26 protein-coding genes are annotated in these 25,386 nt (G+C 72.3%); 14 read left to right on the forward strand and 12 right to left on the reverse strand.

Annotated elements, in window-relative coordinates:
• Positions 1–18: 18 nt before the first annotated feature.
• Entirely contained in the window at positions 19–1,233 is a 1,215-nt protein-coding gene (locus tag ABZ621_RS06910; RefSeq protein WP_360601445.1) for an MFS transporter, read from the reverse strand.
• 86 nt (positions 1,234–1,319) lie between these two features.
• On the opposite strand from ABZ621_RS06910, the gene ABZ621_RS06915 reads away from it, so the two are divergent.
• Positions 1,320–1,859, forward strand: coding sequence for a MarR family transcriptional regulator (locus ABZ621_RS06915; RefSeq protein ID WP_360601447.1), 540 nt, complete (start codon positions 1,320–1,322; stop codon positions 1,857–1,859).
• Positions 1,860–1,904: 45 nt separating this feature from the next.
• Positions 1,905–2,201 carry a hypothetical protein gene (locus ABZ621_RS06920; protein WP_360601449.1) on the forward strand — a complete coding sequence of 99 codons (297 nt, stop codon included), beginning with the start codon at positions 1,905–1,907 and terminating at the stop codon, positions 2,199–2,201.
• 97 nt (positions 2,202–2,298) lie between these two features.
• On the opposite strand, the gene ABZ621_RS06925 is transcribed toward ABZ621_RS06920, so the two are convergent.
• The 5 genes from ABZ621_RS06925 to ABZ621_RS06945 all read right to left on the reverse strand — a co-directional run bounded on the left by ABZ621_RS06925 (position 2,299) and on the right by ABZ621_RS06945 (position 6,368).
• Positions 2,299–3,057, reverse strand: a complete 759-nt coding sequence (locus tag ABZ621_RS06925) for a succinate dehydrogenase iron-sulfur subunit (RefSeq protein ID WP_360601451.1) — start codon at positions 3,055–3,057, stop codon at positions 2,299–2,301.
• Positions 3,057–4,811: a succinate dehydrogenase flavoprotein subunit gene (gene sdhA, locus ABZ621_RS06930; protein WP_360601453.1), complete on the reverse strand. Its 1,755-nt coding sequence runs from the start codon at positions 4,809–4,811 to the stop codon at positions 3,057–3,059. The genes ABZ621_RS06925 and sdhA overlap by 1 nt, the downstream gene beginning before the upstream one ends.
• A 24-nt stretch (positions 4,812–4,835) precedes the next feature.
• Positions 4,836–5,309, reverse strand: coding sequence for a succinate dehydrogenase hydrophobic membrane anchor subunit (locus tag ABZ621_RS06935; protein ID WP_360601455.1), 474 nt, complete (start codon positions 5,307–5,309; stop codon positions 4,836–4,838).
• Positions 5,310–5,317: 8 nt separating this feature from the next.
• Positions 5,318–5,698, reverse strand: a complete 381-nt coding sequence (gene sdhC / locus ABZ621_RS06940) for a succinate dehydrogenase, cytochrome b556 subunit (RefSeq protein WP_360601457.1) — start codon at positions 5,696–5,698, stop codon at positions 5,318–5,320.
• A gap of 193 nt (positions 5,699–5,891) precedes the next feature.
• On the reverse strand, positions 5,892–6,368 hold the full coding sequence (locus ABZ621_RS06945) for a 2-oxo-4-hydroxy-4-carboxy-5-ureidoimidazoline decarboxylase (protein ID WP_360601607.1): 477 nt from the start codon (positions 6,366–6,368) through the stop codon (positions 5,892–5,894).
• A gap of 298 nt (positions 6,369–6,666) precedes the next feature.
• On the opposite strand from ABZ621_RS06945, the gene ABZ621_RS06950 reads away from it, so the two are divergent.
• From ABZ621_RS06950 to ABZ621_RS06960, 3 genes are all read left to right on the forward strand, one after another.
• A complete protein-coding gene (locus ABZ621_RS06950) occupies positions 6,667–8,292 on the forward strand; it encodes a glycoside hydrolase family 20 protein (protein ID WP_360601459.1) in 1,626 nt (541 codons plus the stop codon).
• Positions 8,293–8,398: 106 nt separating this feature from the next.
• Positions 8,399–9,028 carry a DUF4328 domain-containing protein gene (locus ABZ621_RS06955; protein ID WP_360601461.1) on the forward strand — a complete coding sequence of 210 codons (630 nt, stop codon included), beginning with the start codon at positions 8,399–8,401 and terminating at the stop codon, positions 9,026–9,028.
• A gap of 66 nt (positions 9,029–9,094) precedes the next feature.
• Complete coding sequence (locus ABZ621_RS06960) at positions 9,095–9,625, forward strand: hypothetical protein (protein ID WP_360601463.1); 531 nt, start codon at positions 9,095–9,097, stop codon at positions 9,623–9,625.
• Between the two features lie 7 nt (positions 9,626–9,632).
• Here ABZ621_RS06960 and ABZ621_RS06965 read toward each other — a convergent pair whose 3' ends face one another.
• Entirely contained in the window at positions 9,633–10,373 is a 741-nt protein-coding gene (locus tag ABZ621_RS06965) for a Clp protease N-terminal domain-containing protein (RefSeq protein ID WP_360601465.1), read from the reverse strand.
• 453 nt (positions 10,374–10,826) lie between these two features.
• Here ABZ621_RS06965 and ABZ621_RS06970 point away from each other — a divergent pair, with 453 nt between their 5' ends.
• Together ABZ621_RS06970 and ABZ621_RS06975 are read left to right on the forward strand one after the other, a co-directional pair.
• A complete protein-coding gene (locus ABZ621_RS06970; RefSeq protein ID WP_360601467.1) occupies positions 10,827–11,525 on the forward strand; it encodes an RNA polymerase sigma factor in 699 nt (232 codons plus the stop codon).
• Positions 11,525–12,571 carry a hypothetical protein gene (locus tag ABZ621_RS06975; RefSeq protein WP_360601469.1) on the forward strand — a complete coding sequence of 349 codons (1,047 nt, stop codon included), beginning with the start codon at positions 11,525–11,527 and terminating at the stop codon, positions 12,569–12,571. Before ABZ621_RS06970 ends, ABZ621_RS06975 begins: the two co-directional genes overlap by 1 nt.
• Before the next feature lie 156 nt (positions 12,572–12,727).
• Here the strand turns inward: ABZ621_RS06975 and ABZ621_RS06980 are convergent, their stop codons facing one another.
• Positions 12,728–13,627 carry a L,D-transpeptidase family protein gene (locus tag ABZ621_RS06980; RefSeq protein WP_360601471.1) on the reverse strand — a complete coding sequence of 300 codons (900 nt, stop codon included), beginning with the start codon at positions 13,625–13,627 and terminating at the stop codon, positions 12,728–12,730.
• Positions 13,628–13,827: 200 nt separating this feature from the next.
• Between ABZ621_RS06980 and ABZ621_RS06985 the strand changes: the two genes are divergently transcribed.
• Positions 13,828–15,408: a methylmalonyl-CoA mutase family protein gene (locus tag ABZ621_RS06985; RefSeq protein ID WP_360601473.1), complete on the forward strand. Its 1,581-nt coding sequence runs from the start codon at positions 13,828–13,830 to the stop codon at positions 15,406–15,408.
• 314 nt (positions 15,409–15,722) lie between these two features.
• Here ABZ621_RS06985 and ABZ621_RS06990 read toward each other — a convergent pair whose 3' ends face one another.
• The gene (locus tag ABZ621_RS06990) at positions 15,723–16,130 is read right to left on the reverse strand and encodes a hypothetical protein (protein WP_360601475.1); all 408 of its coding nucleotides are present in this window, start codon (positions 16,128–16,130) and stop codon (positions 15,723–15,725) included.
• 145 nt (positions 16,131–16,275) lie between these two features.
• The gene (locus tag ABZ621_RS06995) at positions 16,276–16,728 is read right to left on the reverse strand and encodes a DUF6415 family natural product biosynthesis protein (RefSeq protein WP_360601477.1); all 453 of its coding nucleotides are present in this window, start codon (positions 16,726–16,728) and stop codon (positions 16,276–16,278) included.
• Positions 16,729–16,896: 168 nt separating this feature from the next.
• Here ABZ621_RS06995 and ABZ621_RS07000 point away from each other — a divergent pair, with 168 nt between their 5' ends.
• From ABZ621_RS07000 to ABZ621_RS07015, 4 genes are all read left to right on the forward strand, one after another.
• Positions 16,897–18,141, forward strand: a complete 1,245-nt coding sequence (locus ABZ621_RS07000) for a Twin-arginine translocation pathway signal (RefSeq protein WP_360601479.1) — start codon at positions 16,897–16,899, stop codon at positions 18,139–18,141.
• Positions 18,141–18,461 carry a 4a-hydroxytetrahydrobiopterin dehydratase gene (locus ABZ621_RS07005; protein WP_360601481.1) on the forward strand — a complete coding sequence of 107 codons (321 nt, stop codon included), beginning with the start codon at positions 18,141–18,143 and terminating at the stop codon, positions 18,459–18,461. Before ABZ621_RS07000 ends, ABZ621_RS07005 begins: the two co-directional genes overlap by 1 nt.
• A 251-nt stretch (positions 18,462–18,712) precedes the next feature.
• Positions 18,713–19,369: a leucine efflux protein LeuE gene (gene leuE, locus ABZ621_RS07010; RefSeq protein WP_360601483.1), complete on the forward strand. Its 657-nt coding sequence runs from the start codon at positions 18,713–18,715 to the stop codon at positions 19,367–19,369.
• A 47-nt stretch (positions 19,370–19,416) separates the two neighbouring features.
• A complete protein-coding gene (locus ABZ621_RS07015; RefSeq protein ID WP_360601485.1) occupies positions 19,417–20,238 on the forward strand; it encodes a MerR family transcriptional regulator in 822 nt (273 codons plus the stop codon).
• Between the two features lie 49 nt (positions 20,239–20,287).
• Here the strand turns inward: ABZ621_RS07015 and ABZ621_RS07020 are convergent, their stop codons facing one another.
• Both ABZ621_RS07020 and ABZ621_RS07025 read right to left on the reverse strand, forming a co-directional pair.
• A complete protein-coding gene (locus ABZ621_RS07020) occupies positions 20,288–21,613 on the reverse strand; it encodes a polysialyltransferase family glycosyltransferase (protein ID WP_360601487.1) in 1,326 nt (441 codons plus the stop codon).
• Positions 21,610–22,641: a glycosyltransferase family 2 protein gene (locus ABZ621_RS07025; RefSeq protein ID WP_360601489.1), complete on the reverse strand. Its 1,032-nt coding sequence runs from the start codon at positions 22,639–22,641 to the stop codon at positions 21,610–21,612. Before ABZ621_RS07025 ends, ABZ621_RS07020 begins: the two co-directional genes overlap by 4 nt.
• Positions 22,642–22,860: 219 nt before the next feature.
• Here ABZ621_RS07025 and ABZ621_RS07030 point away from each other — a divergent pair, with 219 nt between their 5' ends.
• Together ABZ621_RS07030 and ABZ621_RS07035 are read left to right on the forward strand one after the other, a co-directional pair.
• Positions 22,861–24,165, forward strand: a complete 1,305-nt coding sequence (locus ABZ621_RS07030; RefSeq protein ID WP_360601491.1) for a DUF6716 putative glycosyltransferase — start codon at positions 22,861–22,863, stop codon at positions 24,163–24,165.
• On the forward strand, positions 24,165–25,376 hold the full coding sequence (locus ABZ621_RS07035; RefSeq protein WP_360601493.1) for an acylneuraminate cytidylyltransferase: 1,212 nt from the start codon (positions 24,165–24,167) through the stop codon (positions 25,374–25,376). The genes ABZ621_RS07030 and ABZ621_RS07035 overlap by 1 nt, the downstream gene beginning before the upstream one ends.
• The last annotated feature ends 10 nt before the right edge of the window (positions 25,377–25,386 follow it).

The following is a 25,386-nucleotide window of genomic DNA, read 5'->3' on the forward strand; positions in this document are numbered from 1 at the left end:
CACCCGCCGACAACGCCCTCAGCGGACCTTGCGCACCCCCGGGACCAGGGCCGTCGCCAGGCAGCAGCCGCCGACCAGGACGGCCGCGACGACCAGGGGGACGCCCGGGCCCCACAGGTCGGCTGCGAGCGGCGCGAGCGCGTACCCGACCGGCATCGCGGCGAGCGAGAGGAGCCAGTCGTAGGAGACGACCCGGGCCAGCACCTGCTCCGGGATCGTCCGCTGGACGACGGTGTCCCACAGGGGGGTGAGGAAGCCGAGGCCGGCCTGCGCGAGCCCGTACGCGGCGATGACGGCCCAGGCGGGCGCCCCGGTGGCGAGCAGCAGCAGCGGCAGCGCGTAGCTCGCGAGGGCGAGGTTGGCGGCGAGGACGGGCCGGGAGGGGCTGAGCCGGTCGGCGAGGAGCGAGCCGGCGAGCAGCCCCACCGCGCCCACCTGGAGGAGCAGCACCCAGGCGCCCGCCCCGCCGAGCCGGTCGAGGGCGAGGGCGGGGCCGAGGGTCATCAGGACGGCGGCGGCGCCGTTCCAGGCGCTGTGCGCGACGAGGCTGGTCCAGTACCAGTCGCGGGACCCGACCTCCCGCCAGCCCTCGCGCAGGTCGGCGAGGAAGGAGCGGTGGGGGACCGGGACCCGGTCGATCCGCAGGACGGCGAGGAGCGCGGCGCTGAGGGCGAAGGAGCCGGCGTCGAGGACGAAGGCCCAGCCGGGGCCGACGGTGAGGACGAGCGCGCCGGCGAGCGCGGGCCCGCCGACGCGGGCGGCGCTCTGCGCGATGCCCATGGCGGCGTTGGCCCGGTGCAGGGCCTCCGTGGCGACGGTGCCGCGCACCAGCGGGGCGCCGGTCGGCATGGCGAAGGCCCCGGCCGCGCCGCCGGCGGCGGAGGCCGCGGCGATCAGCCACAGCGTGGGGCTGCCGCCGAGGAGCTGGGCGCCGACGAGGAGTTGGGCGGCGCACCGGACGAGGTCCGTGACGAGCGCGATGGCGCGGGCGTCGAAGCGGTCGGCGAGCACCCCGCCGACCGGCAGCAGGAGCAGCTTGGGGACCATCGCGCAGGCGAGGACCAGGGCGAGCGCGCCGGTGGAGCCGGTGGCCTCCAGGACGGCGAGGGCGAGCGCGGCGGGGATGACGGCGTCGCCGGTGAGGGAGAGGACCCGTCCAGTGAAGAGCAGCCGGAAGGGGCGGGTGCGCAGGGGGTGGCGGACGGGAGGCGGGGCGGTGAGGGAAGCGGCCATGCGCGGAGAGTATTTCGGTATCGAATAATTCGGCAACGAAATATCCAACGGGGGGCAGGAGCGGCGCCCGCACGTACGATCGCCCCATGAACCAGCCGGACCCCGCAGCGCCCCAGGAACAGGACTGGACCGACGGACACGTGGCCCGCTGGCTGCCCGTCCTGCCCGGACTCGACCCCGTCGTCGAAGGCGCGGTCACCCGGATGAAGAAGCTCTCCGTCCACCTCCGGCGGATCCGCGAGCAGTCGCTCCTCGACTTCGACGTGGAGCGCCACGAGTTCGACACCCTGCACAAGCTGGCCGGCCGCGGCGGCTCCGCCGCCCCCTCCGAGCTGGCCGAGGACCTCGACCTGGCCCCCGCCTCGGTCACCGGCCGCCTCGACGCCCTGGAGAAGCGCGGCTTCGTCCGCCGCACCCCCTCCACCGCCGACCGCCGCCGGGTCGTCGTCGAGCTCACCGAGTCCGGCCGCACCACCTGGCTCGGCGCCATGGACGTCCTCGGCCACGAGGAGGAGCGCCTCCTCGGCGTCCTCGCCCCCGCCGAACGCGCCACCCTCAACGACCTCCTCCGCCGCGTCATGCTCGCCGCCGAGGCCGACCCGGACCACTCCCACTGGCCGCACTGACCCGCTGCCAGTGGCCTGTCAGTGGCGGTGCCTACCCTCGGCGCCATGGGAACAGTGACCTTCGTCGACGAGACGACCCTCGGCGACCGCACCGCCTCCGCGCCCCTCGCCGTCCCCGAGGAGCGGCTGCCGCTGCGCGAGCTGATCGCCCGCCGGGTCGCCCTGGAGACCGGGCCGGACGGCTACGAGGCCGCGCTCGCCCGCGCCCTCGACGCCTTCGCCCGCAACGGCTTCCTCGTCCTCGTCGGCGACCGCCAGATCGAGGACCCGGACGAGACGGTGGCGCTCGGCCCGGACACCGAGGTCGTCTTCCTCAGACTCGTCCCCCTGGTCGGCGGCTGACGCCCCCCCCGCGTGGCTCCGCACGCGGGAAGGCCCCGCCTCCCAGGGGAGACGGGGCCTTCCACGGCACTGCGACGGGATCGGAAGAGACCCGGGATCAGAAGCGACGCGTGATGAGCGCGCGCTTCACCTCCTGGATCGCCTTGGTGATCTCGATGCCACGCGGGCAGGCGTCCGTGCAGTTGAACGTGGTGCGGCAGCGCCACACGCCGTCCTTGTCGTTCAGGATCTCCAGGCGCTGCTCGCCGCCCTCGTCGCGCGAGTCGAAGATGAAGCGGTGCGCGTTGACGATCGCGGCCGGACCGAAGTACTGGCCGTCGTTCCAGAAGACCGGGCAGGACGACGTGCACGCGGCGCACAGGATGCACTTGGTGGTGTCGTCGAAGCGCTCGCGGTCCTCGGGGGACTGCTTGCGCTCGCGGGTCGGCTCGTTCCCCTTGGTGATGAGGAAGGGCATGACGTCGCGGTAGGCCTGGAAGAAGGGCTCCATGTCGACCACGAGGTCCTTCAGCACCGTGAGGCCCTTGATGGGCTCGACGGTGATCGGCTTCTCGGGGTTCAGGTCCTTGATCAGCGTCTTGCAGGCGAGCCTGTTCTTGCCGTTGATCCGCATGGCGTCGGAACCGCAGATGCCGTGCGCGCAGGAGCGACGGAAGGTGAGCGTGCCGTCCAGGTCCCACTTGATCTTGTGGAGACCGTCGAGCACGCGCTCCTTCGGGTCGATCTCGACCTGGAAGTCCTCCCAGACCACCGCGTCCGAGATCTCGGGGTTGAAGCGGCGGATCCGGAAGGTGACCGTGATGTACGGGGAGGCGGCGGACTCCGCCTCGACCTTGTCCAGAACGGGGGTGGCCATCAGTACTTACGCTCCATCGGCTGGTAGCGGGTCGTCACGACCGGCTTGTAGTCGAGACGCACGGTCTCGGAGCCGTCCTCGCCGACCTCGCGGTACGCCATCGTGTGGCGCATGAAGTTGACGTCGTCGCGGTTCGGGTAGTCCTCGCGGTAGTGACCGCCGCGGGACTCCTTGCGCGCCAGGGCCGAGACGGCCATGACCTCGGCCAGTTCGAGCAGGTTGCCCAGCTCGATGGCCTCCAGGAGGTCGGTGTTGAAGCGCTTGCCCTTGTCCTGGATGGACACGTTCTTGTAGCGCTCGCGCAGCTCGGCGATCTTCTCGACGGCCGTCTTGATGGTCTGCTCCGTGCGGAACACCATCACGTTGGCGTCCATCGTCTCCTGGAGCTCGCGGCGCAGGTCGGCGACCCGCTCGGTGCCCGTGGAGTTGCGCAGGTTCTCGATCTGCGTGACGACCATGGCCTCCGGGTTCTCCGGCAGCTCGACGTAGTCGTGCTTGTGGGAGTACTCGGCGGCGGCGATGCCCGCGCGACGTCCGAAGACGTTGATGTCGAGCAGCGAGTTGGTGCCGAGGCGGTTGGCGCCGTGCACCGACACGCAGGCGACCTCGCCGGCCGCGTACAGGCCCGGGACGACGGTGGTGTTGTCCGACAGGACCTCACCCTCGACGTTGGTCGGGATGCCGCCCATGGCGTAGTGCGCGGTGGGCTGGATCGGGATCGGGTCCGTGTACGGCTCGATGCCGAGGTACGTACGGGCGAACTCGGTGATGTCCGGGAGCTTGGCGTCGAGCTGCTCCGGCGGGAGGTGCGTCAGGTCCAGGTAGACGTGGTCGCCCTCGGGACCGCAGCCGCGGCCCTCGCGGATCTCCGTGTAGATGGAGCGGGAGACGACGTCACGGGACGCGAGGTCCTTCATGACCGGCGCGTACTTCTCCATGAAGCGCTCGCCGTCCTTGTTGCGGAGGATGCCGCCCTCACCGCGGGCGCCCTCCGTCAGCAGGATGCCCATGCGCCAGATGCCCGTCGGGTGGAACTGGAAGAACTCCATGTCCTCCAGGGGCAGACCGCGGCGGTAGCAGGCGGCCTGGCCGTCACCGGTCAGGGTGTGGGCGTTCGACGTCACCTTGAAGAACTTGCCGGTGCCGCCGGAGGCGTAGATGACCGACTTGGCCTGGAAGACGTGGATCTCGCCGGTGGCCAGCTCGTACGCGACGACGCCCGCCGACTTCCTGACGCCGTCCTCCTCCACGATGAGCTGATCGAGGACGTAGAACTCGTTGAAGAACTCCACGCCCTCCTTGATGCAGTTCTGGTAGAGGGTCTGGAGGATCATGTGGCCGGTGCGGTCGCCCGAGTAGCAGGACCGGCGGACCGGGGCCTCGCCGTGGTTGCGGGAGTGACCGCCGAAACGGCGCTGGTCGATCTGACCCTCGGGCGTGCGGCCGAACGGCAGGCCCATCTTCTCCAGGTCGAGGACGGCGTCGATGGCCTCCTTCGCCAGGATCTCGGCGGCGTCCTGGTCGACCAGGTAGTCACCGCCCTTGACCGTGTCGAAGGTGTGCCACTCCCAGTTGTCCTCCTCCACGTTGGCCAGCGCGGCGGCCATGCCGCCCTGCGCGGCGCCCGTGTGGGAGCGGGTGGGGTAGAGCTTCGTCAGCACGGCGGTGCGGCTGCGCTTCGTCGCCTCGATGGCGGCGCGCATGCCGGCGCCGCCGGCGCCGACGATGACGGTGTCGTACTTGTGGATCTTCATGGCGTGGTTACCTCAGCCCCGTGCCTAGCGGATGTTCGGGTCGAAGGTGAAGATCACCAGCGTGCCCAGAAGGATGGTGAACACCGTGGCGGTGTACAGCAGGCCCTTGAGCCACAGGCGCGTGTTGGCACGCTCCGCGTAGTCGTTGATGACCGTGCGGAGGCCGTTGGCGCCGTGGAGCATGGCCAGCCACAGCATCAGCAGGTCCCAGACCTGCCAGAACGGGGACGCCCAGCGGCCGGCCACGAAGGCGAAGCCGATCTTGGAGACGCCGCCGTCCAGGAAGAGCTGGATCAGCAGGTGGCCGAGGACGAGGACCACGAGGACCACGCCCGAGAGGCGCATGAAGAGCCACGCGGCCATCTCGAAGTTGCCGCGGGTCGCGCGCGGGGTCTTGCCCGTGCGCTTGCGGGGGGCCTCGATGTAGGGGGCGGGGTTGTCCGCGTCGAAGGACGTGTCCTTGACGGGACCGATCGCGGAGGTGGTGTCAGCAGACATGTCTGAGATCAGCTCCCGAACAGTTCACGTGCGGCGTGCCCGAGGATCGGGTACAGCGAGAAGGCCATCAGCACGACCCAGACGCCCACGACGGTCCAGAGCATCTGCTTCTGGTAGCGGGGGCCCTTGGACCAGAAGTCCACGGCGATGACCCGCAGGCCGTTCAGCGCGTGGAAGAGGATGGCGGCGACCAGGCCGTACTCCAGAAGAGCGACGATCGGCGTCTTGTAGGTCGCGACGACCTCGTCGTACGCCTCGGGGGAGACGCGGACGAGAGCGGTGTCCAGCACGTGTACGAACAGGAAGAAGAAGATGAGGACGCCGGTGACTCGATGAGCCACCCAGGACCACATTCCTTCCCGGCCGCGGTACAGCGTTCCAGCCGGCACGGAAAAACCCTCCGGGAGCGGGGATCGGGGCCCGGCCGGCTTCTCTGTCGGTCTGGCCCGGCCGGGTACGGTCCACCGGCCCCGGTCATCGTAGCGACGACTTGTCGGTTCGCTCGCCCGGGGTCCTTCAGTGTGATCAAACAGGCACGGACGGGCTATCGTCCGAGGCGGATTCGGGCTATTCCGGGGAGAATCACAGGTTCCAAGGGGTGTGAGTGAGCCCGCGGGCGAGCGCGAAGGCGAGCCGCGACCGGGCGAGCCGGCGCAGTTCGTCGGCCGCGACGGCGCGTTCCTCCTCCGGTTCGTTGCCGAGACGTGACCGGATTCCGGCGAGGACCACGTCAAGTCGCTCGTCCGGACGCACCCCGTCCAGGCTGATGACGAACGCGTGGCCGAAGCGGCTCTCGTACGCGGCGTGGGCGGCGCGCAGCGCGGTCCGGGCGGCCGGCGGCGCGTCCGGGTGCGGCAGCGCGGAGGACTCGGCGGCCAGCGCCTCGTCGAGGTCGGCGCCGGTCAGGTCGTACCCGGCCTCCTCGGCGGCGGCGAGCAGGGCGTCCACCGTGGGATAGGGCCGGTGGGCGGCGATCCGCTCGGCCCAGCGGCGGCTGTGGCAGCAGGAGAGCAGCAGCTCCACGGCCTCTGCCGGGGCGGCGGCGTTGAGCGGCAGCAGGCCGTGCGGGGCGCCGGTGGACTTCTGGGCGGGTATGGCAGGCGCGTCCGCCGGACCCGGCTTGCGGCAGGGGGCGTGGGTGTCGCTGGTCAGCGTGGGCTCCGGGACGGCGGGACGAATGGGGTGGACGTGACGCAACGTTATCGACGGGACGGGGGAAGTGTCCGACGAGTGCGCGAATTTCACCCGGAAGGGAGAGTTTAGGAACGTGTGATGGACGTGAAGGTTCCGTTCCGACGGGTGGGGGAGTGCGCCCGGCGATTGGCCGGGTCGGCTCGGGTGGGGGAGGATGCGTGGGATGCGGCACTCCCCACGAGGCCCCCTGCGCGGCCCGGCTCTCCTGGCGGCCGCGGTGGCGTTGACCACCGTGGCGGCCTGCTCGAACGGCTCCCCCTCCGGCGCGGACTCCCCGTCACCCTCCGGTACGGCCCCGGCCGCGACGACCTCGGCCGCGAAGCCCGCCACGACGACCCCCAGCCCGACGCCGACCCGGACCTACCCGCTCTCCCGGGCCCCCCGCACCGTCCCCGCCGTCCGCTCCCACGAGCCGGCCCGCGGCCCCGGCTGGAAGCCCGCCGCGAGCGCCGGGGTCGTCCTCGGCGCGAACAGCGCGGGCCTCGCCGACGAGGGCCGGCTGCTCGCCGGGGAGCTGGGCCTGCGCTACCGCGGCGAGGCCGCCGCCGGACCGGGCGACGTCGAGCTGGCGCTCGGCGGGAAGGGCGCCGCCGAGTCGTACACGCTCACCGTGAAGGACGACCGGGTCCGCATCACCGGCCCCGACGAGGCTGGCGTCTTCTACGGCACCCGCACCCTCAAGCAGTCGGTGAAGGGGAGCGGCGCGATGCCCGAGGGCACGGTCGCCGACCGCCCGGCGAAGCCGCAGCGCGGACTCAACGTCGACATCGCCCGCAAGCACTTCACCGCCGCCTGGCTGGAGGACCGGATCCGGGAGATGGGCGACCTCAAGCTCAACCAGCTGGGGCTGCACTTCTCCGACGACCAGGGCTTCCGGATCGAGTCCGACTCGCACCCCGAGGTCGTGTCGGAGCAGCACCTCACCAAGGCGGAGGTCCGCCGGATCCTCGCGCTCGCCGCGAGCCGGCACGTCACCGTCGTCCCCGAGATCGACTCGCCCGGACACCTCGGCGCGGTCATCGCCGCCCACCCGGACCTCCAGCTGGTCAGCGTCAGCGGCCGCACCCCGCGCGGCGCCGTCGACATCTCCGACCCGGCCGCCGCCCGGATCGTCGACGACCTGCTGCGCGAGTACACCGCCCTCTTCCCCGGCGCCTACTGGCACCTCGGCGCCGACGAGTACGTCGCCCTGATGGCGAAGGACCCCGAGGCGACCTACCCGCAGCTCGCCCGCGCGGCGCGCGAGGCGTACGGCCCCTCGGGGCGCGTCCAGGACCTGGCGACCGACTGGCTCAACGACCGCGCCGCGACCGTCCGGCCGACCGGCAAGACCCTCAAGGCGTGGAACGACGGCTTCTTCGCCGGCGGGGTGGTGAGCGCGGCGAAGGACATCGAGGTCGAGTACTGGACGGGCAAGGAGTACGGGGCCAGGCCGCCGCTCCCGTACCTCCAGGCGGGCCGCAGGCTGGTCAACCTCAACGACGAGTACCTCTACTACGTGCTCGGCGAGCCCAATCAGTTCACCTACCCGACCGGCCGCCGCATCTACGAGCAGTGGACCCCGCTGGTCGTCCGCGGCACCACCCCGGTCCCGGCCCGCTACGACGCGCAGATCCAGGGCGCCCGGTTCGCCGTCTGGTGCGACTTCTCCAACGCCCAGACCCAGGACCAGGTCGCCGCCGGCATCCGCCTCCCGCTCGCGGCCCTCTCCCAGAAGGTCTGGGACCCCCGCAAACCCGCGCAGACCTGGTCCGAATTCCGCGCCCTGGCCACGAAGGTACGCGGCTGAGCTGCGGTTTTCCCTGGACGGAACGCTTCCGCCTGGCATAGGTTCCGGCGCGACCCCCTGGGGGAGGGGGTGTTGTTCCGTTCACGTGTTCCTGGGGGGACCCTTCATGCTGCGCAATCCCAACGGCCTGGCGACGGCCGTGACCGTCCTGCTGGGCGTCGACGTCCTGCTCTTCCTGATCGGCGCGGGCTCCGAGGCGTGGATCGTCGCCGACCCGCTGGCCGCCGTCGACTCCTACGCCACCGTCGAGGCCTTCGACTTGCTGATGGCCGTCGGCTACCTCGTCTACCTTGCGACCGCCGTCGTCTTCATCATCTGGTTCCACCGGGTCGCGTCGAACGCGAGCGTCTGGGCGGCCGATCTCCAGGGCCGCAAGCCGGGGTGGGCCATCGGCGGCTGGTTCGTCCCGATCGGCAACCTGTGGATCCCGCGGCAGATCGCCGTGGACGTCTGGCGGGCCAGCCGTCAGGACCCGTACGCCGCCGACGGCGCCCGGGAGCTCACGCTGCTCAACTCGTGGTGGGCCTGTTTCGTGCTGGGACTGATCCTCGATCGGCTGTCCACCGGGCTCTACCGGCAGGCCGAGACCTTGGACGCGCTGTCCACCGCCGCGACCTGGTCCCTGGCCGGGTACGCCTTCGTCGTCGCCGCCGGCGTCCTCGCCCTCCTGTTCGTACGCCGTCTGACCTCTATGCAGCACACCAAGGCCACTGGCATGCTTTCGGCCGCCAAGTGACGAGAAAGCGCCCTTCGGCGCAGAAGTGGACGTAGAGAGTCCGCATCGGGTGGCGAGGAGGCGTCCATGACGTCGAGTACGGGTCGGAGTCTGGTGGAACTGATCGGCGGGACCGACGGGCGCGGCCTCGCCGCCTCCGGGCTCGCCTGTCTGGACCGGTGCCTGCCGCTGCTCGCGCCCGACGGTGCCGAGGTGCTGCGGCCGGTCTGGGCGGCGGTCGCGCGCGCGGACGCCACTGCCTGGGCCGAGGCCGTCGGCAAGGCGCGGGTCGAGCTGGACGGCGCGGGCGGCGAGGCCGCCGACGACGGCGGGGTCGTCACCCTGGTGCGCGCGATGGTCGACGGGATGCCCGCCGAGTGGGCCGAGGAGCCCCTCCGCGCCTGGGCCGAGCGGTGCTCGACCGTCGCGCTCACCGTGCACCGGCTGTACGACGTCAACGAGGACGGCCCCCTGCACGCCGGTGAGCTCCGCCGGCAGCTGGCCGTCCTCGACGCGGCCGCCCACGGCCCGACCGGACTGCGCCGGGCGCGCGAGCTCTCCGTCGAGGGCGGCCGGGTGCTGCGCGCGGTGGTCTCCCGCCGGGCCCGTACCGCCTGAGCCGGGCTCAGCCCTCGACGGGCGCCTCGACCGTCGCGGAGGCGATCAGCTCGGCGAGCTGCCGCTCCGCCTCCGCCTTTTCCAGGCCGAGGCCGCTCAGCACGCCCTTGCCGTCCTCGTGCTCCAGGAGCGCGAGGAGGATGTGCTCGGTGCCCACGTAGTTGTGGCCGAGCCGCAGCGCCTCGCGGAAGGTCAGTTCGAGCACCTTCTTCGCCGCCGCGTCGTAGGGGACGAGCGAGGGCACCTCCTCGGCGGCCGGCGGCAGCGTCGGCGTGACGGCCTCGCGCAGCTGTTCGGCGGTGACGCCCTGCGAGGTGATCCACAGGACGGCGAGCCCCTCGGGCTCGGCGAGCAGGCCGAGGGCGAGGTGGCCGGGGACGGTCTCCGCGTTCCGCGCGGCGATCGCCTCGTTCTGCGCGGCGACGACGACCGCGCGGGCGCGCGGGGTGAAGCGGGCGAAGCCGGCGTTCGGGTCCATCTTCTCGGCGTCGGGGTCCTTGGGGACGAAGCGCTTCTGCGCGGCCTGGCGGGTGACGCCCATGCTGCGGCCGATGTCGGTCCAGGAGGCGCCGGAGCGGCGGGCCTGGTCGACGAAGTGGCCGATGAGGTGGTCGGCGATCTCGCCGAGGTAGTCCGCCGCGATGACCGCGCCGGAGAGCTGGTCCAGCGTGTCGGGGTGGACCTTCTTGATCGCTTCGATGAGTTCGTCGAGACGGATGCTGATCTGAGGAACTGCGGGCTGCGTCATGAGGCAACCTTAGGTTGACACCCCTCGACTGTCAACGATCGGTTGACACTCTCGGGGCCCCTCCAGGGATGACTTCTTTCGGGTGATGGTCATACTGCATGAAGGTGGGATAAATCGACCCGCTGAGGGTGCGTCACACCCTGGGAAGGTTCCGGGAAAAGGGAGACGACCGGGGCCGCCACCCCCCACAGGAGAGGCCCCGGTCGTCGTCCACGGAGCCGCAGCACGGCTCCGTACTCCATACAGCGCCGGGCGTGCGGTTTCTGTCACACCGCCCGCGCCGGAGCGAAGGTTGCAAGTTGCACAAGGTGCCCGTACCGCGTGGACGTGACACCGGGAATCGACGTAGCGTGCTGGAGCGCGAAGCGGACCCGGCGGCGATGACCAGCCCCGACTCCGCCGGCGACGTGCTGACGCGCGCGCAGAACGCGACCGACGAACAGGGTTTGGGGAGTGCTGGGGGACGACGCGGAGCTGACGGCCGCGGTGCTCGCTGCGCAGAACGGGGACGAAGACGCCTTCCGTACTGTGTACCGCGCCGTGCACCCCCGTCTGCTGGGCTACATGCGCACGCTGGTCGGAGAGGCCGACGCCGAGGACGTCACCTCGGAGGCCTGGCTCCAGATCGCCCGCGACCTCGACCGCTTCGCGGGCGACGCGGACCGCTTCCGCGGCTGGGCGGCCCGCATCGCCCGCAACCGCGCCCTCGACCACATCCGGATGCGCGGCCGCCGCCCCGCCTCCGGCGGCGACGAGACCGAGCTGACCGACAAGCCCGCCGACTCCGACACCGCGGGCGAGGCCCTGGAGGCGCTCTCCACCGGCGACACCCTGCGGCTCATCGCCCGCCTCCCGCAGGACCAGGCCGAGGCCGTCGTCCTGCGCGTGGTCGTCGGCCTCGACGCCAAGTCCGCCGCCGACGCCCTCGGCAAGCGCCCCGGCGCGGTGCGCACCGCCGCCCACCGCGGTCTGAAGAAGCTCGCCGAACTCCTCGGCGTCGACCCGGCCGCCGCCGGAGCGGACACCGGCGAGGGAGCCGACGGCGGGGCGCCGGGCCTCGACGGAGTGCCACCCCAGCGCGGCCGGAATCCCGGGTTCACGGCGCCCGGCGGTGTGACGCATTGGCGTCCGCGTACGCAGAAGGACATGTGATGGCCGACGAGCGGTACCAATGGCTCGATCCCGACGCCGCGGAGCGGCTGCTCCGGGGTGAGCCCGTCGACCCCGCAGAACCCGCCGCCCGCACCGGCGCCGCGGCCCTCGCCGACGCCCTCGACACGGTCCGCGTCCCCGTCGCCCCCGCCCCCGGCGTACCGCTCGCCGGGGAGGAGGCCGCCCTCGCCGCCTTCCGCACCGCCACCACCGCCCGCACGGCCGCCGCCGCCCGCGCGGCCGCCCCCGGCGCGGGCCGCCGCTGGGGACGCTCCCTGCGGTACGGGCTCACCGCCGCGCTCGCCGCCGTCACCGTCGGCGGGGTCGCCGTCGCCGCCGGGACCGGAGTCCTCCCGCTGGTCGACAAGGAACCGTCCCGTACGGTCACCGCCGCCGACCCCGCGATCCCGACCGGCGACCCGGGCGAACCCACCGCCGGAATCGAAGGCCGCCCGGACCCGTCCGGGAACGCGGACCCGGGCCGGCCCACCACCACGCCCGCCCCCGGTACCGGCCCCACGGCCGGACCCGAGGACGGCACCCTCGCGACCCCCCGCCCCGGCGTCACCCCCTCCGGCAAGCGCACCGGCCACCCCGGGGACGACGACGCCACCGGGGACCGGGACGCCGACACCCGCGAGACCAGGACCAAGGCCTGCCGCGCCTACCGCGACGGCAGCCTCGACGACGCCGGCCGCCGCCGGCTCGCCGCCGCCCTGCGCACCGGCGAGTCCCTGCGCGCCTACTGCGACGCGCTCCTCGGCCCCGCCACGGACAAGGGCGGGGACGGACACGACGGGGAGAGCGGCGAGGACGCGGAGAACGGCGACCCGGGCAAGGACGGGGACGAGGAGAGCCGGGACGCCGGCACGGACCTCGGCCACGGCACCGTCCCCACCCCCTCCGACCCCAGCCGCAAGCGCGGCCGGAGCGGCGGCGCGGACAGGCCCGACCCGAAGGACCGGCCCAAAGCCAAGCCGAAGGTGAAGTCGCAGGTCACAGCGGTTTCGGAGCGTCCCGTGCCCGCCCCGGCGACGCGGGTGTGACACTTTCGGGCCCGTCGGCGCAGTACTGAGTGAGCCGACTGGTCATCGGCCGCGCAGAGAGCCGGGGTTCCCCCCGTACCTACGGCTCCGCGCACCCGGCGCGGGTGGGGCACGTTCCCCCGGCCCCACCCGCGCCCCTTCTTCCCTTCCCGTCCGCTACCAGTGGACGACGACCTTGTCGCCGACCTTCACCTGGTCGAAGAGGGCCGAGATCTTCGCCCGGTCCCGGACGTTCACGCAGCCGTGCGAGGCCCCGTTGTAGCCGCGGGCCGCGAAGTCCGACGAGTAGTGCACCGCCTGGCCGCCGCTGAAGAACATCGCGTACGGCATGGGCGTGTGGTAGATCGTCGACGTCCAGTCCTTCGCCTTCCAGCCCACCGCGAAGGTGCCCTCGCGCGTCGGCGTGTTCTCCGAACCGAAGCGCACGTCCATCGACGACACCACCCGGCCGTCGATCATCCAGGCCAGCGTCCGGCTCTCCTTGCTGATGCAGAGCACCCGGCCCTTCATGCAGCGCGCGTCCGGGGTGTCCAGCTTGTTGGTGGTGGACGGCTTCAGCTCGTCCGCCGTCGGCTTCCTCGACATGCCGAGTAGCCGCTGCCAGGTCGTCTCGTCCACCGAGCCCGTCGCGGGCAGCCCCCGCTTCTTCTGGAAGGCCGCGACCGCCTTCCCCGTGATCGAACCGTAGAAGCCGGTGGGCGCCCGGTCGAAGTAGTCCAGCTGCCGCAGCCGCGCCTGGAGCTCCCGCACCTGCTCGTTCTCGTCGCCGTCCTTCATGAGGACCTTCGCGGCGGGCGTGGGCGCGGACGCGGGCGCGGACGTGGGCGCGGGAGACGACGGCTTGGCGTCGGACCCGCCGGACCCGCCGGACCCGCCGGACCCGCCGGACCCGCCGGACGCGGAGGGCGCCGTGGTCACCGGCGCGCCCGTGGCCGGCGCCGTGGAGCCCCGCCCCCCGCTCCCTGATCCGGCCGCCTGGGCCGTACAGCCCGTCGCGACGAGCGCGACGGCGGCGGTCGCGAGCACGGCTCTGCGTATGACGGACGAACGCTTCATGGTGGCCCCCCGGGAACTCGACTGTGCCCATAGGGATGCTTCCCGTTCGCCCTTGGTTGCGCACCCGGCCGGGCGAAGCTCCGATGCTGTGAGCAAGGTCCCAGCCTGCTGGCCTCCACCGGACCGCGCACCCGCGGCTACAGTCCGTCGCGAGGGTCGGTACAGGAGCGCGGCAGCACACCCAACGGGAGGCACAGCACATGGCACGCGAGTCGGAGTCGGGACTGCCCATCGAGCCGGTCTACGGCGAGGACGCCCTGGAGGGCTGGGACCCGGCGGAGAAGCTGGGCGAACCGGGTGCGTACCCCTTCACGCGCGGCGTGTACCCGTCGATGTACACCGGACGGCCGTGGACGATGCGGCAGTACGCCGGCTTCGGCACCGCCGTGGAGTCCAACGCCCGGTACAAGCAGCTGATCGACAACGGCACGATGGGCCTCTCGGTCGCCTTCGACCTGCCCACCCAGATGGGCCACGACTCCGACGCGGCGATCGCCAGCGGCGAGGTCGGCAAGGTCGGCGTGGCGATCGACTCCGTCGACGACATGCGGGTCCTCTTCGACGGCATCCCGCTCGACAAGGTGTCGACGTCGATGACGATCAACGCCCCCGCCTCCCTCCTCCTCCTGATGTACCAGCTGGTCGGCGAGGAGCAGGGCGTGCCGGCCGAGAAGCTCACCGGCACGATCCAGAACGACGTGCTGAAGGAGTACATCGCCCGCGGCACGTACATCTTCCCGCCGAAGCCCTCGCTGCGGCTGATCGCCGACATCTTCAAGTACTGCAAGGCCGAGATCCCGAAGTGGAACACGATCTCGATCTCCGGCTACCACATGGCCGAGGCCGGCGCCTCGCCCGCGCAGGAGATCGCGTTCACCCTCGCCGACGGCATCGAGTACGTCCGCACCGCCGTCGCGGCCGGCATGGACGTCGACGACTTCGCCCCCCGGCTCTCCTTCTTCTTCGTGGCCCGCACGACGATCCTGGAGGAGGTGGCGAAGTTCCGCGCCGCCCGCCGGATCTGGGCGCGGGTGATGAAGGAGGAGTTCGGCGCGAAGAACCCCAAGTCGCTGATGCTCCGCTTCCACACCCAGACCGCCGGCGTGCAGCTGACGGCCCAGCAGCCCGAGGTCAACCTCGTGCGCGTCGCCGTCCAGGGCCTGGCGGCCGTCCTCGGCGGCACGCAGTCGCTGCACACCAACTCCTTCGACGAGGCCATCGCGCTGCCGACGGACAAGTCCGCCCGCCTGGCGCTGCGCACCCAGCAGGTCCTGGCGTACGAGACCGACGTGACGGCCACGGTCGACCCCTTCGCCGGCTCGTACGTGGTCGAGAAGATGACGGACGACGTCGAGGCGGCCACCCTCGAACTGATGGCGAAGGTCGAGGAGCTGGGCGGCGCGGTCAACGCCATCGAGCGCGGCTTCCAGAAGAGCGAGATCGAGCGCTCGGCCTACCGCATCGCGCAGGACACCGACTCCGGCGAGCGGGTCGTCGTCGGCGTCAACCGCTACACGATCGACGTCGAGGAGCCGTACGAGCCGCTGCGCGTCGACCCGGCGATCGAGGCCCAGCAGGCCGACCGCCTCGCCAAGCTGCGCGCCGAGCGCGACCAGCCGGCCGTCGACGCCGCCCTCGCCGCCCTGAAGAAGGCCGCCGAGGGAACCGACAACGTCCTCTACCCGATGAAGGACGCCCTCAAGGCCCGCGCCACCGTCGGCGAGGTCTGCGACGCGCTCCGCGAGGTCTGGGGCACGTACACGCCCAGCGACGTGTTCTGATCACACCACGGCCCCGTCTCCCGGTCAGGGACGCGGAGCCGGAGTGGCCCCCGGTCGGAGCTCCGGCCGGGGGCGTTCTACGGTCGGCTACACGGCGGGCGCGCCGCTCCCCGGGCATGTCTCGGTGCCGGTGCCCGCACGCTGGTGCATAGCGGTCGGCTGGCCGGGCTCGGCGCCCACTCCGGCCCCGCAGACTGGGCAGTTCCCCTCACACATGCCGGGGTCGAATCGCTTGGTCACAGTGCAGTCCTCCTTGGGATAGGCGGTGCTGACGGTGGTGCGACGTGCGCTCCCCGGGCGATGCCGGGGAGGGTCTAAAACTGGCGCGCGAAGATGCGCGAGCCGTCGTAGAAGCTGATGGTGGCGCCGCGCTGAGGTCCCGCGCCCTCGCGGGTGGACCACCGCTCGATCTGTGAGATCTCCGGGCATTCGGCCTGAGCGAGCAGGGCCGCGAGCCACTCCTCGGGGGAGTCGGCCGACGCGGGGTCACCCAGCGGGGCCACCGGCGCCCCGGTCACCGGCTCGTCGGTGAAGCCTTCGTGCTTGGCTCCGTCGGGGAGCTGGCCGGCGAACTGCCACCGGGTCTCGCCGCTGCTCGTCGTGATCGCCAGCCCGAAGGGATGCTTGGTGTCACCGGCCTCGGCGAGCGTCTGCACGCGGCTGACCGTCGGATGGTTCTTCACGAGGTCGAGGACATAGTCGGTGAATCGCTGGGGGCGCATTTGTGATCATTCCTCTCGCGGGCGGCCCGTCCATCCTATGGACTGAGGGGCGATGGTCCTGGACCTCAGCGGGTGATGCCGTAGACGAGGGCGGCGAGGAGCCCGAGGACGGTGAGTGCGTACAGGACCTGCCGCCCGTGCTCCGTCACGGAGTGTCCGTGCGTACGGGCGGCAGACCGGTCCGGCCGATGAACGAGGCCGGCGCAGCCGTCTCCCGGTAGTCGCGGACCGAGAGCAGCATGTCCCGGGCGCAGACAGCGAGGTGCCGTGGGTACGACCACGTACCGAGAGGCCCGTCGGCCGGACCGGACTCACGTAGGCCGTCCCAGACGATCAGGGCCGCTCGGCCCCGCGCGCACCGGTCGGCCTCGGGGACGGCGGCAACGCCGTTGGCCAGGACGGCGCAGTACGTGAGCAGGGTGTCCGTCAAGCGGGCCACTTCGGACTCGCCGGGGTGGTCCCGCAAGGCGAGGACGGTACGGATGGTCGCCTTCGCCTGCCGCTCAACTCGCCGGTCTACCGAGGCGCGGTCCTGGACCAGGAGCGCGCCGAGGTGAACCTCCATGGTGGTCTCGCGTGTCCGGTTGTGCTCAGGCATGGGTGCTCCCTCCGTCGGGGGCATTCCCGCAATGCGTCGTACGCCCCGGTGGCTGTGGCTCGATGATGGGCGGACACGGCACCGCACAGACAGGCCATCGAGTGGCCACGTACGGCCACGTCGCGGCCACGGCCCTGAGGGACCGGCGTGACACCTCGCACTGGCGGCATGAGCCGCAACGACGCTCTCCGAGCCGCCCGCCTGAAGTCCGGCTGGAGATCTGCTGACGCTGCGGCCACCGCCCTCACGGCGCACGGTCGGCAACTGCTCGACGACCCGCACTTCACCGTGTCACCGAGGACCTGGCGCCGATGGGAAGGGCCTCGCCCGGGATGGCCTTCCGAGGAGACCGCGCTCGTCCTTCATGACGCCTTCGGGAAGTGGCCCGAGAGCCTCGGATTCACCACCCCGCCGGGCTGGATCAGGCCCGAGCACCACGAAGAGACCAGCGTGCAAGCCGTCCGCTTTCTCGACGTCGCCGCCACCGCGCTCGTTCCCGGACCGCTTTCCCGGCAGCAGGTCGACCCTGCGCTCGTCGACTACTTCGAGTCCCAGCTTGAAGGCCACTACCGCGCCGACATGATCCTCGGCCCGCACGACCTGATCGGCACCCTCGGCCCCCAGTACCAGCTCATCGACAAGCTCACCCGCAGTGCGACCGGAGAGACCCGTCGCGGCCTGCTCCGCGTCGGCGCCGCCTGCGCCGCGCTCGTCGGCTGGCTCTATCAGGACGCCGGCGACATGAGCGCGGCCGCGTTCTGGCGGGGCATCACCCAGGAGATTGCGCTCCGCGCTCGAGACCCGCACCTTATCGGCTACGCCATGGTCAACTCCGCCGTCGTGAGTACGGACCTCGGCGACGGGGCCGGAGTCGTCGACCTGTGCGAGGCGGCTCTCGACGAACCAGCGGCCGTCGTTCCGAAGATCCACGTCATGGCCATGCAGCAACAGGCCCACGGCGCCAGCCTGCTACGCGACCGGGCCGAGGTCGACCGGCTCATCGACCAGGCAGGAAGGCTCCTGCCCCAGGTCGACGACGACCTCCCCTGGGGCAACGCGTGCAGGCGGACGCCCGGCTATCTGGAGGTGCAACGCGCCACCTGCTACGGGCGGCTCGGCCTGGGCGTCGAGGCGAGTGCTCTGTGGGAGGAAGTGCTCACCGTCGTACCTGCGACCGCACGCCGAGACCGTGGTGTCTACATGGCGCGGTACGCCACCGCCGCTGCCACCGCACGCGAGCCGGAACAGGCTGTGGAGATCGTGCGGGAGGTGGCGGCCATCGCGGTGGAGACCGGCTCGGCCCGGATGCGGAGGGAGCTGGAGACGCTGGAGCGGGCGATGCGGCCGTGGCACGATGCGCCCGTAGGCCAGGATCTCGCCGAAGCCCTGGCGCCGATGACGGAGGGGGCCTGATGTCGGACGAGAAGGTGCCGATGACGGAGACCGAGATCGAGGAAGCACTCGCCAGTGTGCCCGGCTGGCGACGTGAAGGGGACGAGATCACCCGCAGCTACGCCATCCGCTACCACGGTGGCGTCGCCATGATTGTGCACGTCGCTGACGTCGAGCGGCTCATCAGCCACCACGCCGACATCGACCTCAGGTGGGGGCGTGTTCGGTTCGGCATCACCACCCACGACGCCGGCCGCAAGCTCACGGCCGCTGACTTCGACCTCGCCCGCCGCATCGACGCCATCGCCGCCGCACACCTCGCCGAGCCGCTCGACGACTGACCCTGGAGACGACGAAGCCGCCCAGAAGGTGGGGGCGGTGTTCACGGGGTCAGCCCTGTCGGCGCCGGTCTGCGATGAAGGCCGTGGCGGCGCCCGCCGTTCGGGTGCAGCCGCAGCGAGGTCAGTGCGGCCTGGAGGCTGAGCGTTGCCCCGATGGTCGTGCACCCACCGAGCCCGTGAGTCGCGGGGGCATGACGAGGTGACCAACCCCATAAGCGTCTTATCGGTACCGGTGTGCGACACTCCGCTTCATGCTGGGTGTCACCGATCTGCCGACCTATCTCGCCGGGCTCGTCCTCATCATCCTCCTCCCGGGGCCGAACTCGCTCTACGTGCTGTCCGTCGCCGCCCGCAAGGGCACCCGGACCGGATACAAGGCCGCCGCCGGCGTCTTCACCGGCGACACGATCCTGATGACCCTGGCCGCCCTCGGCGCGGCCTCCCTGCTCCAGACCACCCCGGTCCTCTTCACCGTCGTCAAGTACGCGGGCGCCGGCTACCTGGCCTGGATGGCGTACGGCATGCTCCGCGCCGCCCTCGCCATGTGGCGCTCCCGCCGCGAACCCACCGGGGCCACGGCCGAGGCGGCCGAGACCGGCCCCTCCGAGCACCCGTACCGCCGGGCGCTCGTCATCAGCCTCTTCAACCCGAAGGCGATCCTCTTCCTGATCTCCTTCTTCGTGCAGTTCGTGGACCCCTCCTACGCCTACCCGGCGCTCTCCTTCCTGGTCCTCGGCACCCTGCTCCAGCTCGGCAGCTTCCTCTACCTGACGACCCTGATCTTCAGCGGCACCCGCCTCTCCGCCGCCTTCCGCCGCCGCAAGCGCCTCTCCGCCGGCGCCACCTCCGCCGCCGGCGCCCTCTTCCTGGGCTTCGCCGTGAAGCTCTCCCTGAGCAGCGCCGCCTGACGCAGCTTGACCCTCACACCGTGTGAGGCCGTTCCGTAGGGGGCGTCATGTTTGCCATCGGAGACTTCGCCCGGCACGGGCGGGTGTCGGTCCGGATGCTGCGTCATTACGACGCGCTCGGACTGCTGCGCCCGGCCCATGTCGACCCGCACAGCGGTTACCGCTTCTACACGGCCGGCCAGCTCGCGCGGCTCAATCGCGTCATCGCGCTCAAGGACCTCGGCTTCACGCTGGAACAGGTGGGGGCCATCCTCGACGAGGAGATCGGCGCGGAGGAGCTGCGGGGGATGCTGCGGCTGCGCCAGGCCGACCTCGAAGCGGCCCTGGAGGCGGCGCGGGCACGGCTCGCCCAGGTCGGTGCGAGGCTCCGAGCCATCGAGAGCGAGGGACGCATGTCCACGCAGGACGTCGTCGTCAAGAAGATCCCGGCCGTCCGGATCGCCGAGCTGAGCGCGTCGGCCGCCGGGTTCGAGCCGGAGGACATCACGCCCGTGATCGGGCCGCTGTACGAGGAGCTGTGCGGCCGGCTCGAAGCGGCCGGGGTCACCGGCTTCGGGCCGGGGATCGCGTACTACGAGGACGCCGGGAAGGGCGACGGCTCGGTCGTCGTGCACGCCGGCACGACCGTGCCGGAGGGCACCGAGGCGGAGGGCGTGCTCGTGCACGTGCTGGCCGGCCTGGAGGAGGCCGCGACGATCGTCCACCGCGGTTCGATGGACGACGTCCTGGCGACCTCGCAGGCGCTCGCCGCCTGGATCGACACCAACGGGTACGCCTCCGCCGGCTACGCCCGTGAGCTGTACCTGGAGTGCCCGGAGGACCCGGCCGGGTGGGTGACCGAGATCCAGGAGCCGATCAGCCGCCGGTGACCCGGAGGGCCCGGGACCTCCGCACGGGTCCCGGGCCCGTCCCGTGCGCCTACTTCTTCAGGGCCTTGCGCAGGCGCAGGGCCCGGCGGGCCAGGCGGCGGACCCTCGGGTGGCGGGGGACCGGGAGGCCGCCCGGGAGGTCCAGGACGGTGAGCCGGCGGCGGGTGAAGTGGTGCCGGGTGCGCTCGGCGTACGGCCCGGACAGGTGGCGTACCGCCGCCTCCCGCAGGTCGGCCCTTATGTTCGGCTGCATCGCGAATCCGACGGCGGCGACGAGGTCGTCGAGGCGGGCCGGGTCCGTCACCGGCTCCTCGTCGTCCGGGCCCGGCACCAGCGGCGGCAGGACCGCGTCGACGACCGTCAGCGGGATCCGGTTGCTGTTCTGGAACGGGGTGAGCCGCTGCAGCAGCTCCCGGGTGCCGACCCGGGCGACCGGCAGGCCGTAGAAGGTGCGGGCGGTCATCAGCGCCGTGGAGAAGCAGCCGACGACCAGGGCGGGCCGCAGCTCGCGGTAGAGCACCTCGGCGAGGACCGGGCGGGTCTCGACGGTCAGCTCGGCGCCGAGCCGGGCCGCCTCCTCGGTGAGCGAGGCCGTCCAGGAGTCGGGGGCGTTGGGGTGCGGCTTGAAGACGAGCCGCTGGTGGCCGCGGGCGATCGTGCCGCGCACCATGCTCAGGTGCAGCTCCTCCTCCTCGGCGGCCGTCATCAGGTTGATGGCCGCGAGGTACTGGCCGAGGAGGAGGGCGGGGCCCTCGCCGCCGCCGGCGGGCGCGTCGGTGCCGGCCAGCTCCTCGACGGCCTTGGTGAAGGCCTCCACCGGTACGGTCCGAGGCACCGCGCCGAACTCGCCGAGCAGCAGCGGCCGCAGGCCCGGCACCAGGTCGAGGTGGAGGAGGCGGACGGCGCGGCCGCCGATCAGCGGGTCGATCTTGTTGCGGGTGGGGCCGTAGCTCATCAGGCCGTCGGCGTAGACGGTGATCGCCGCCTCGGGGAGGAGGGTGGCGATGGCGAGCGCCGGGGTGACCTGGATGGACTCCAGGACGAGTTCGAGCCGGTCGTCGCCGAGCCCCCACAGCTTGTGGAGGTGGCGCTGGAGCATCGGCACGTCCTGGCCGCGCGGGGTCCAGCCGCCGGGGTGGAGCGGCGAGACGGTCTCGTTCCAGGAGATCACCTCGTCGAAGCGGCCGCGGATCCGGTCGAAGCCCTCGGCCTCGACGAAGGCGGGGGTGGTCTCCGGGATGGGCGCGTTGTTGGTGACGAGGAGGATCCGCCGGGCGGCGGCGCCGAAGCAGCCGCTGTCTATGGCGGCGGCCAGGGTGACCGCGCCGTACAGGGTGGACGCGGCGAAGATCTGGGTCGTACGGGCCGTGCTCACGCGGCCACCTCCGAGGGGGTCGGGCCGGTCGAGGGGCCCCGGCCGCCCGGCGGGGCCGGCGGCGGCGGTGCGGGGCGCCGGCGGCGCAGCTTGCGCAGGACGGCGGCCCGGTCGCCGCCCATCGCGGTCAGCGCCGCGTCGAGGACGTCCTGGGGCATGCGGCGCAGCGCGCCCGCGCTCATCGCCTTCAGCTGCCGGGCCACGTCGGGCTCGAACTTCTCGATGGAGCCGATGTGGTGGGCGATCACCGCGCAATAGGTGCGGACGGCTTTCGGGAGAAAGCGGTCCGCGTCCTTGTCCTTGGCGGTCTCCTCGACGACGAGGTCGAAGGCGCGGATGAAATCCAATTGCCGGACGTCGCCGATCTGGGTGAGGGAAGTCGTCACTCCGCGCCGGTAGAAGACGCCGAGTTCCCCGATGGCGGCGAAGGATTTCGCCTCGCGGTGCAGCCGCCAGATCCAGGGCCGGTCCTCGGCGGTGCGCAGCCCGTGCGGGAAGTGCAGCAGGCCCTGGTCGAGGAGGCGGCGGTGGTAGACGCCGGCCCAGGCGAAGGGGTAGTCGACGGAGGTGGTGCGGTGGGCGGGGAGGATCGCCTCGCGCGGGTCGAGGACCTCGCCGCGGCGGGGCACGGGCACCCGGCGGACCGAGCGGGCGCGGCCCGTCACGGAGGTGTGGTCGGTGCGCAGGAAGTCGCAGCCGAGGCCTTCGGCGGCGGCGAGCAGCCGCCCGTAGTAGCCGGGGGAGAGCCAGTCGTCCCCGTCGAGGAAGGTGAGGTACTCGCCGCGGGCGGCGTCCAGGCCGGTGTTGCGGGCGGTCGCCAGGCCCTCGTTCCGCTCGTGCCGGATCAGGACGGCGCCGGGCAGGGTGCGGGCGGCCCGTTCGAGGATGTCGGAGGTGTCGTCGGACGAGCAGTCGTCGACGAGGAGGAACTCGACGTCCTCGCGGGCGTTGGCGCGCAGACTGGCGAGGGTGTCGGGGGCGTATGTCTGCACGTTGAAGAACGGCACGACGACGGAGAGCTTGACCACGCGGCCGACGCTAGGCGCCGCCCCGGCCGCTTCGCCGACCGGCCGGGGGACTTTCGGTGAACACGAAGCGGCGGGCTGATTAACCGCCTTTACCCGAGGGGATTTCGGGCCGTCCAACGGCTGAATCCCGGGCCGCTTCAGATCACGGAGAGGTGCTGTTCACCGTTTGTTGTGGCCCAGTTGGGCCGCTGACCGGAATGGACTTCTAGCGTCCTCGACGTGCCAGCAAGTTCCAGTGAAGCGGTACGGGTCGCCGTACTCGCGGATTCCGACACCCGGTGGAAATGGGGTGCGCTCACCGCGCGCCGCATCACCCCGGCGGACGCCTCAGGTTCCGAGAAGGAGCCGACCGGTTTCGTCCTCCGCGGCCGGGCCACCCCCACCGCCCGCCAGCTCGCCGAGACGGGGGCCTCCACGGCCGCCCCGCGCGAGGTGACCGGCGCGGAGTTCCTGCGCGAGGTGCGGGACGCGGAGGCGCGCGGCGAGCGGTACGACGTCGTGGTCCTCGCGCTGGTCGGCGGCACCGTCCGGGCCGTCCTCCAGGGCCTCGCCGACCTCGGTCTCGACCGCCGGCCGGTGATCGTCACCGGCTACGTCGGCGTCGTCTACGAGAAGCTGGCCGACGGGCTGCTCCTGCGCCACGGCGCCGACGTGGTCCTCGCCAACTCCCGTCACGACGCGGAGCGGTTCCGCGCCGTGTACGAAGGGGTCGGCGCGGGCGCCGAGTCGGTCGTCGAGGCCGCCCTGCCGTTCCTCGGCGGCGCCCCGCACCGCCGCGAGGAGGGCCGCGACACCCTGGTGTTCGCCGCCCAGCCGTCCGTCCCGGTCACCCGGAACGAGCGGGCGTACGTCCTGGAGCGCCTGGTCCGGCACGCCCGGCTGCACCCGGAGCGCGAGGTCCTCCTCAAGCTCCGCTCCAAGCCGGGCGAGCACACCACGCACCTGGAGGAGCACCCGTACCAGCGGCTGGTGCGCGACCTCGATCCGCCCGCCAACTTCCGTCTGGTGTACGGGCACATGGGCGAGGTCCTGGACCGCACCGACCTGCTGGTCACCGTCTCCTCCACGGCCGCCCTGGAGGCCCTGCACCGGCGGATCCCCACCGCGATCCTGACCGACTGCGGGGTCCGCGAGGTGAACGGCAACCACCACTTCATCGGCTCCGGCCTCCTCACCTCCTTCGACCGGCTCGACCGGGGCGAGGTGCCCGAGCCCGACGAGGAGTGGCTGTCCCGGCAGGGCGTCGCCTCCGACGGCGGGTACGACTCCGCCTTCGACGCCGCCCGGGAGCGCGTCGCGAAGCTCCTCGCGCTGCCCGGCCTGCCCCCGATCAGCCCCTACTACACCGCGGAGACGGCCCCCGGCTACCTGCCGGGGATCCTCGCCCGCCACCGCCTGGACGTCACCGCGCCGCCGGTCCGCGACAGCGGGCTGCGCCGGATCGTCCGCGAGGCGGCGCGCGGCGCCTACCGCCACGGCGTGCAGCGCGTGGCCCCCGTCGTCCGACGCCTGGGAGAACTGTGATGACCGTGAAGAAGCCGAGCCCCACCGTGCTCGCCGTCATCCCCGCGCGGGGCGGCTCCAAGGGCGTCCCCGCCAAGAACCTCGCCCCGGTCGCCGGGATCCCGCTGGTCGGCCGGGCCGTCCGGGCCTGCCTCGGCGCGGTCGGCGTCACCGACGTCGTCGTCTCCACCGACGACCACGCCATCGCCGCCGCCGCCCGCTCCTTCGGCGCCGAGGCGGTGCAGCGCCCCGCCGCCATCGCCGGCGACACCGCCACCAGCGAGTCCGCCGTGCTGCACGCCCTGGACGCCTTCGAGGCCACCGCGGGCCGCACCGCCGACGTGGTCCTCCTCGTCCAGTGCACCAGCCCCTTCCTGACCTCCGGCGAGGTCGCCGAGGCCGTCGCCCGGATCGTCGACGGGGAGGCCGACACCGCCTTCACCGCCGCCCCCTCGCACGGCTTCCTCTGGCGGGGGACGGCGGACGGCGCCACCGGCGTCAACCACGACAAGGCGCACCGCCCGCGCCGCCAGGACCGCGAGGCCGAGTACCTGGAGACGGGCGCCGTCTACGCGATGGACGCGGCCGGGTTCCGTACCCACGGGCACCGCTTCTTCGGCCGCACCGCGCTCGTCGTCACCGACCCGGCCCGCGTCCTGGAGATCGACGACCCGCACGACCTGGCCCGCGCGAAGGCCCTGGCCCCGCTCCTCGACGAGCCGGCCACCCCGTCCTTCGCCGACGTCGACGCGGTCGTCCTCGACTTCGACGGCACCCAGACCGACGACCGGGTCCACCTCGACGCGGAGGGACGGGAGTTCGTCTCCGCCCACCGCGGCGACGGCCTCGGCATCGCGGCCCTGCGCCGCGCCGGACTGCCCGTCCTCATCCTCTCCACCGAGCAGAACCCCGTCGTCGCCGCCCGCGCCCGGAAGCTGAAGATCCCCGTCCTGCACGGCATCGACCGCAAGGACCTCGCCCTCAAGGAGTGGTGCGAGGCCGAGGGGATCGACCCGGCGCGCGTCCTCTACGCCGGCAACGACGTGAACGACCTGCCCTGCTTCCACCTCGTCGGCTGGCCCGTCGCGGTGAGCAGCGCCCACGACTCCGTCCGGGCGGCCGCCCGCGCGGTCACCGCCACCCCGGGCGGCTTCGGAGCGATCCGCGAGATCGCCGCCTGGCTCCTCGGACCCGAGCTGAACACCCCCACCCCCACCCCTCTCCCGAACTGAAGGAAGCACC

It is taken from the genome of Streptomyces sp. NPDC007863 (genome assembly GCF_040633895.1).
Classification (GTDB): Bacteria; Actinomycetota; Actinomycetes; order Streptomycetales; family Streptomycetaceae; genus Streptomyces.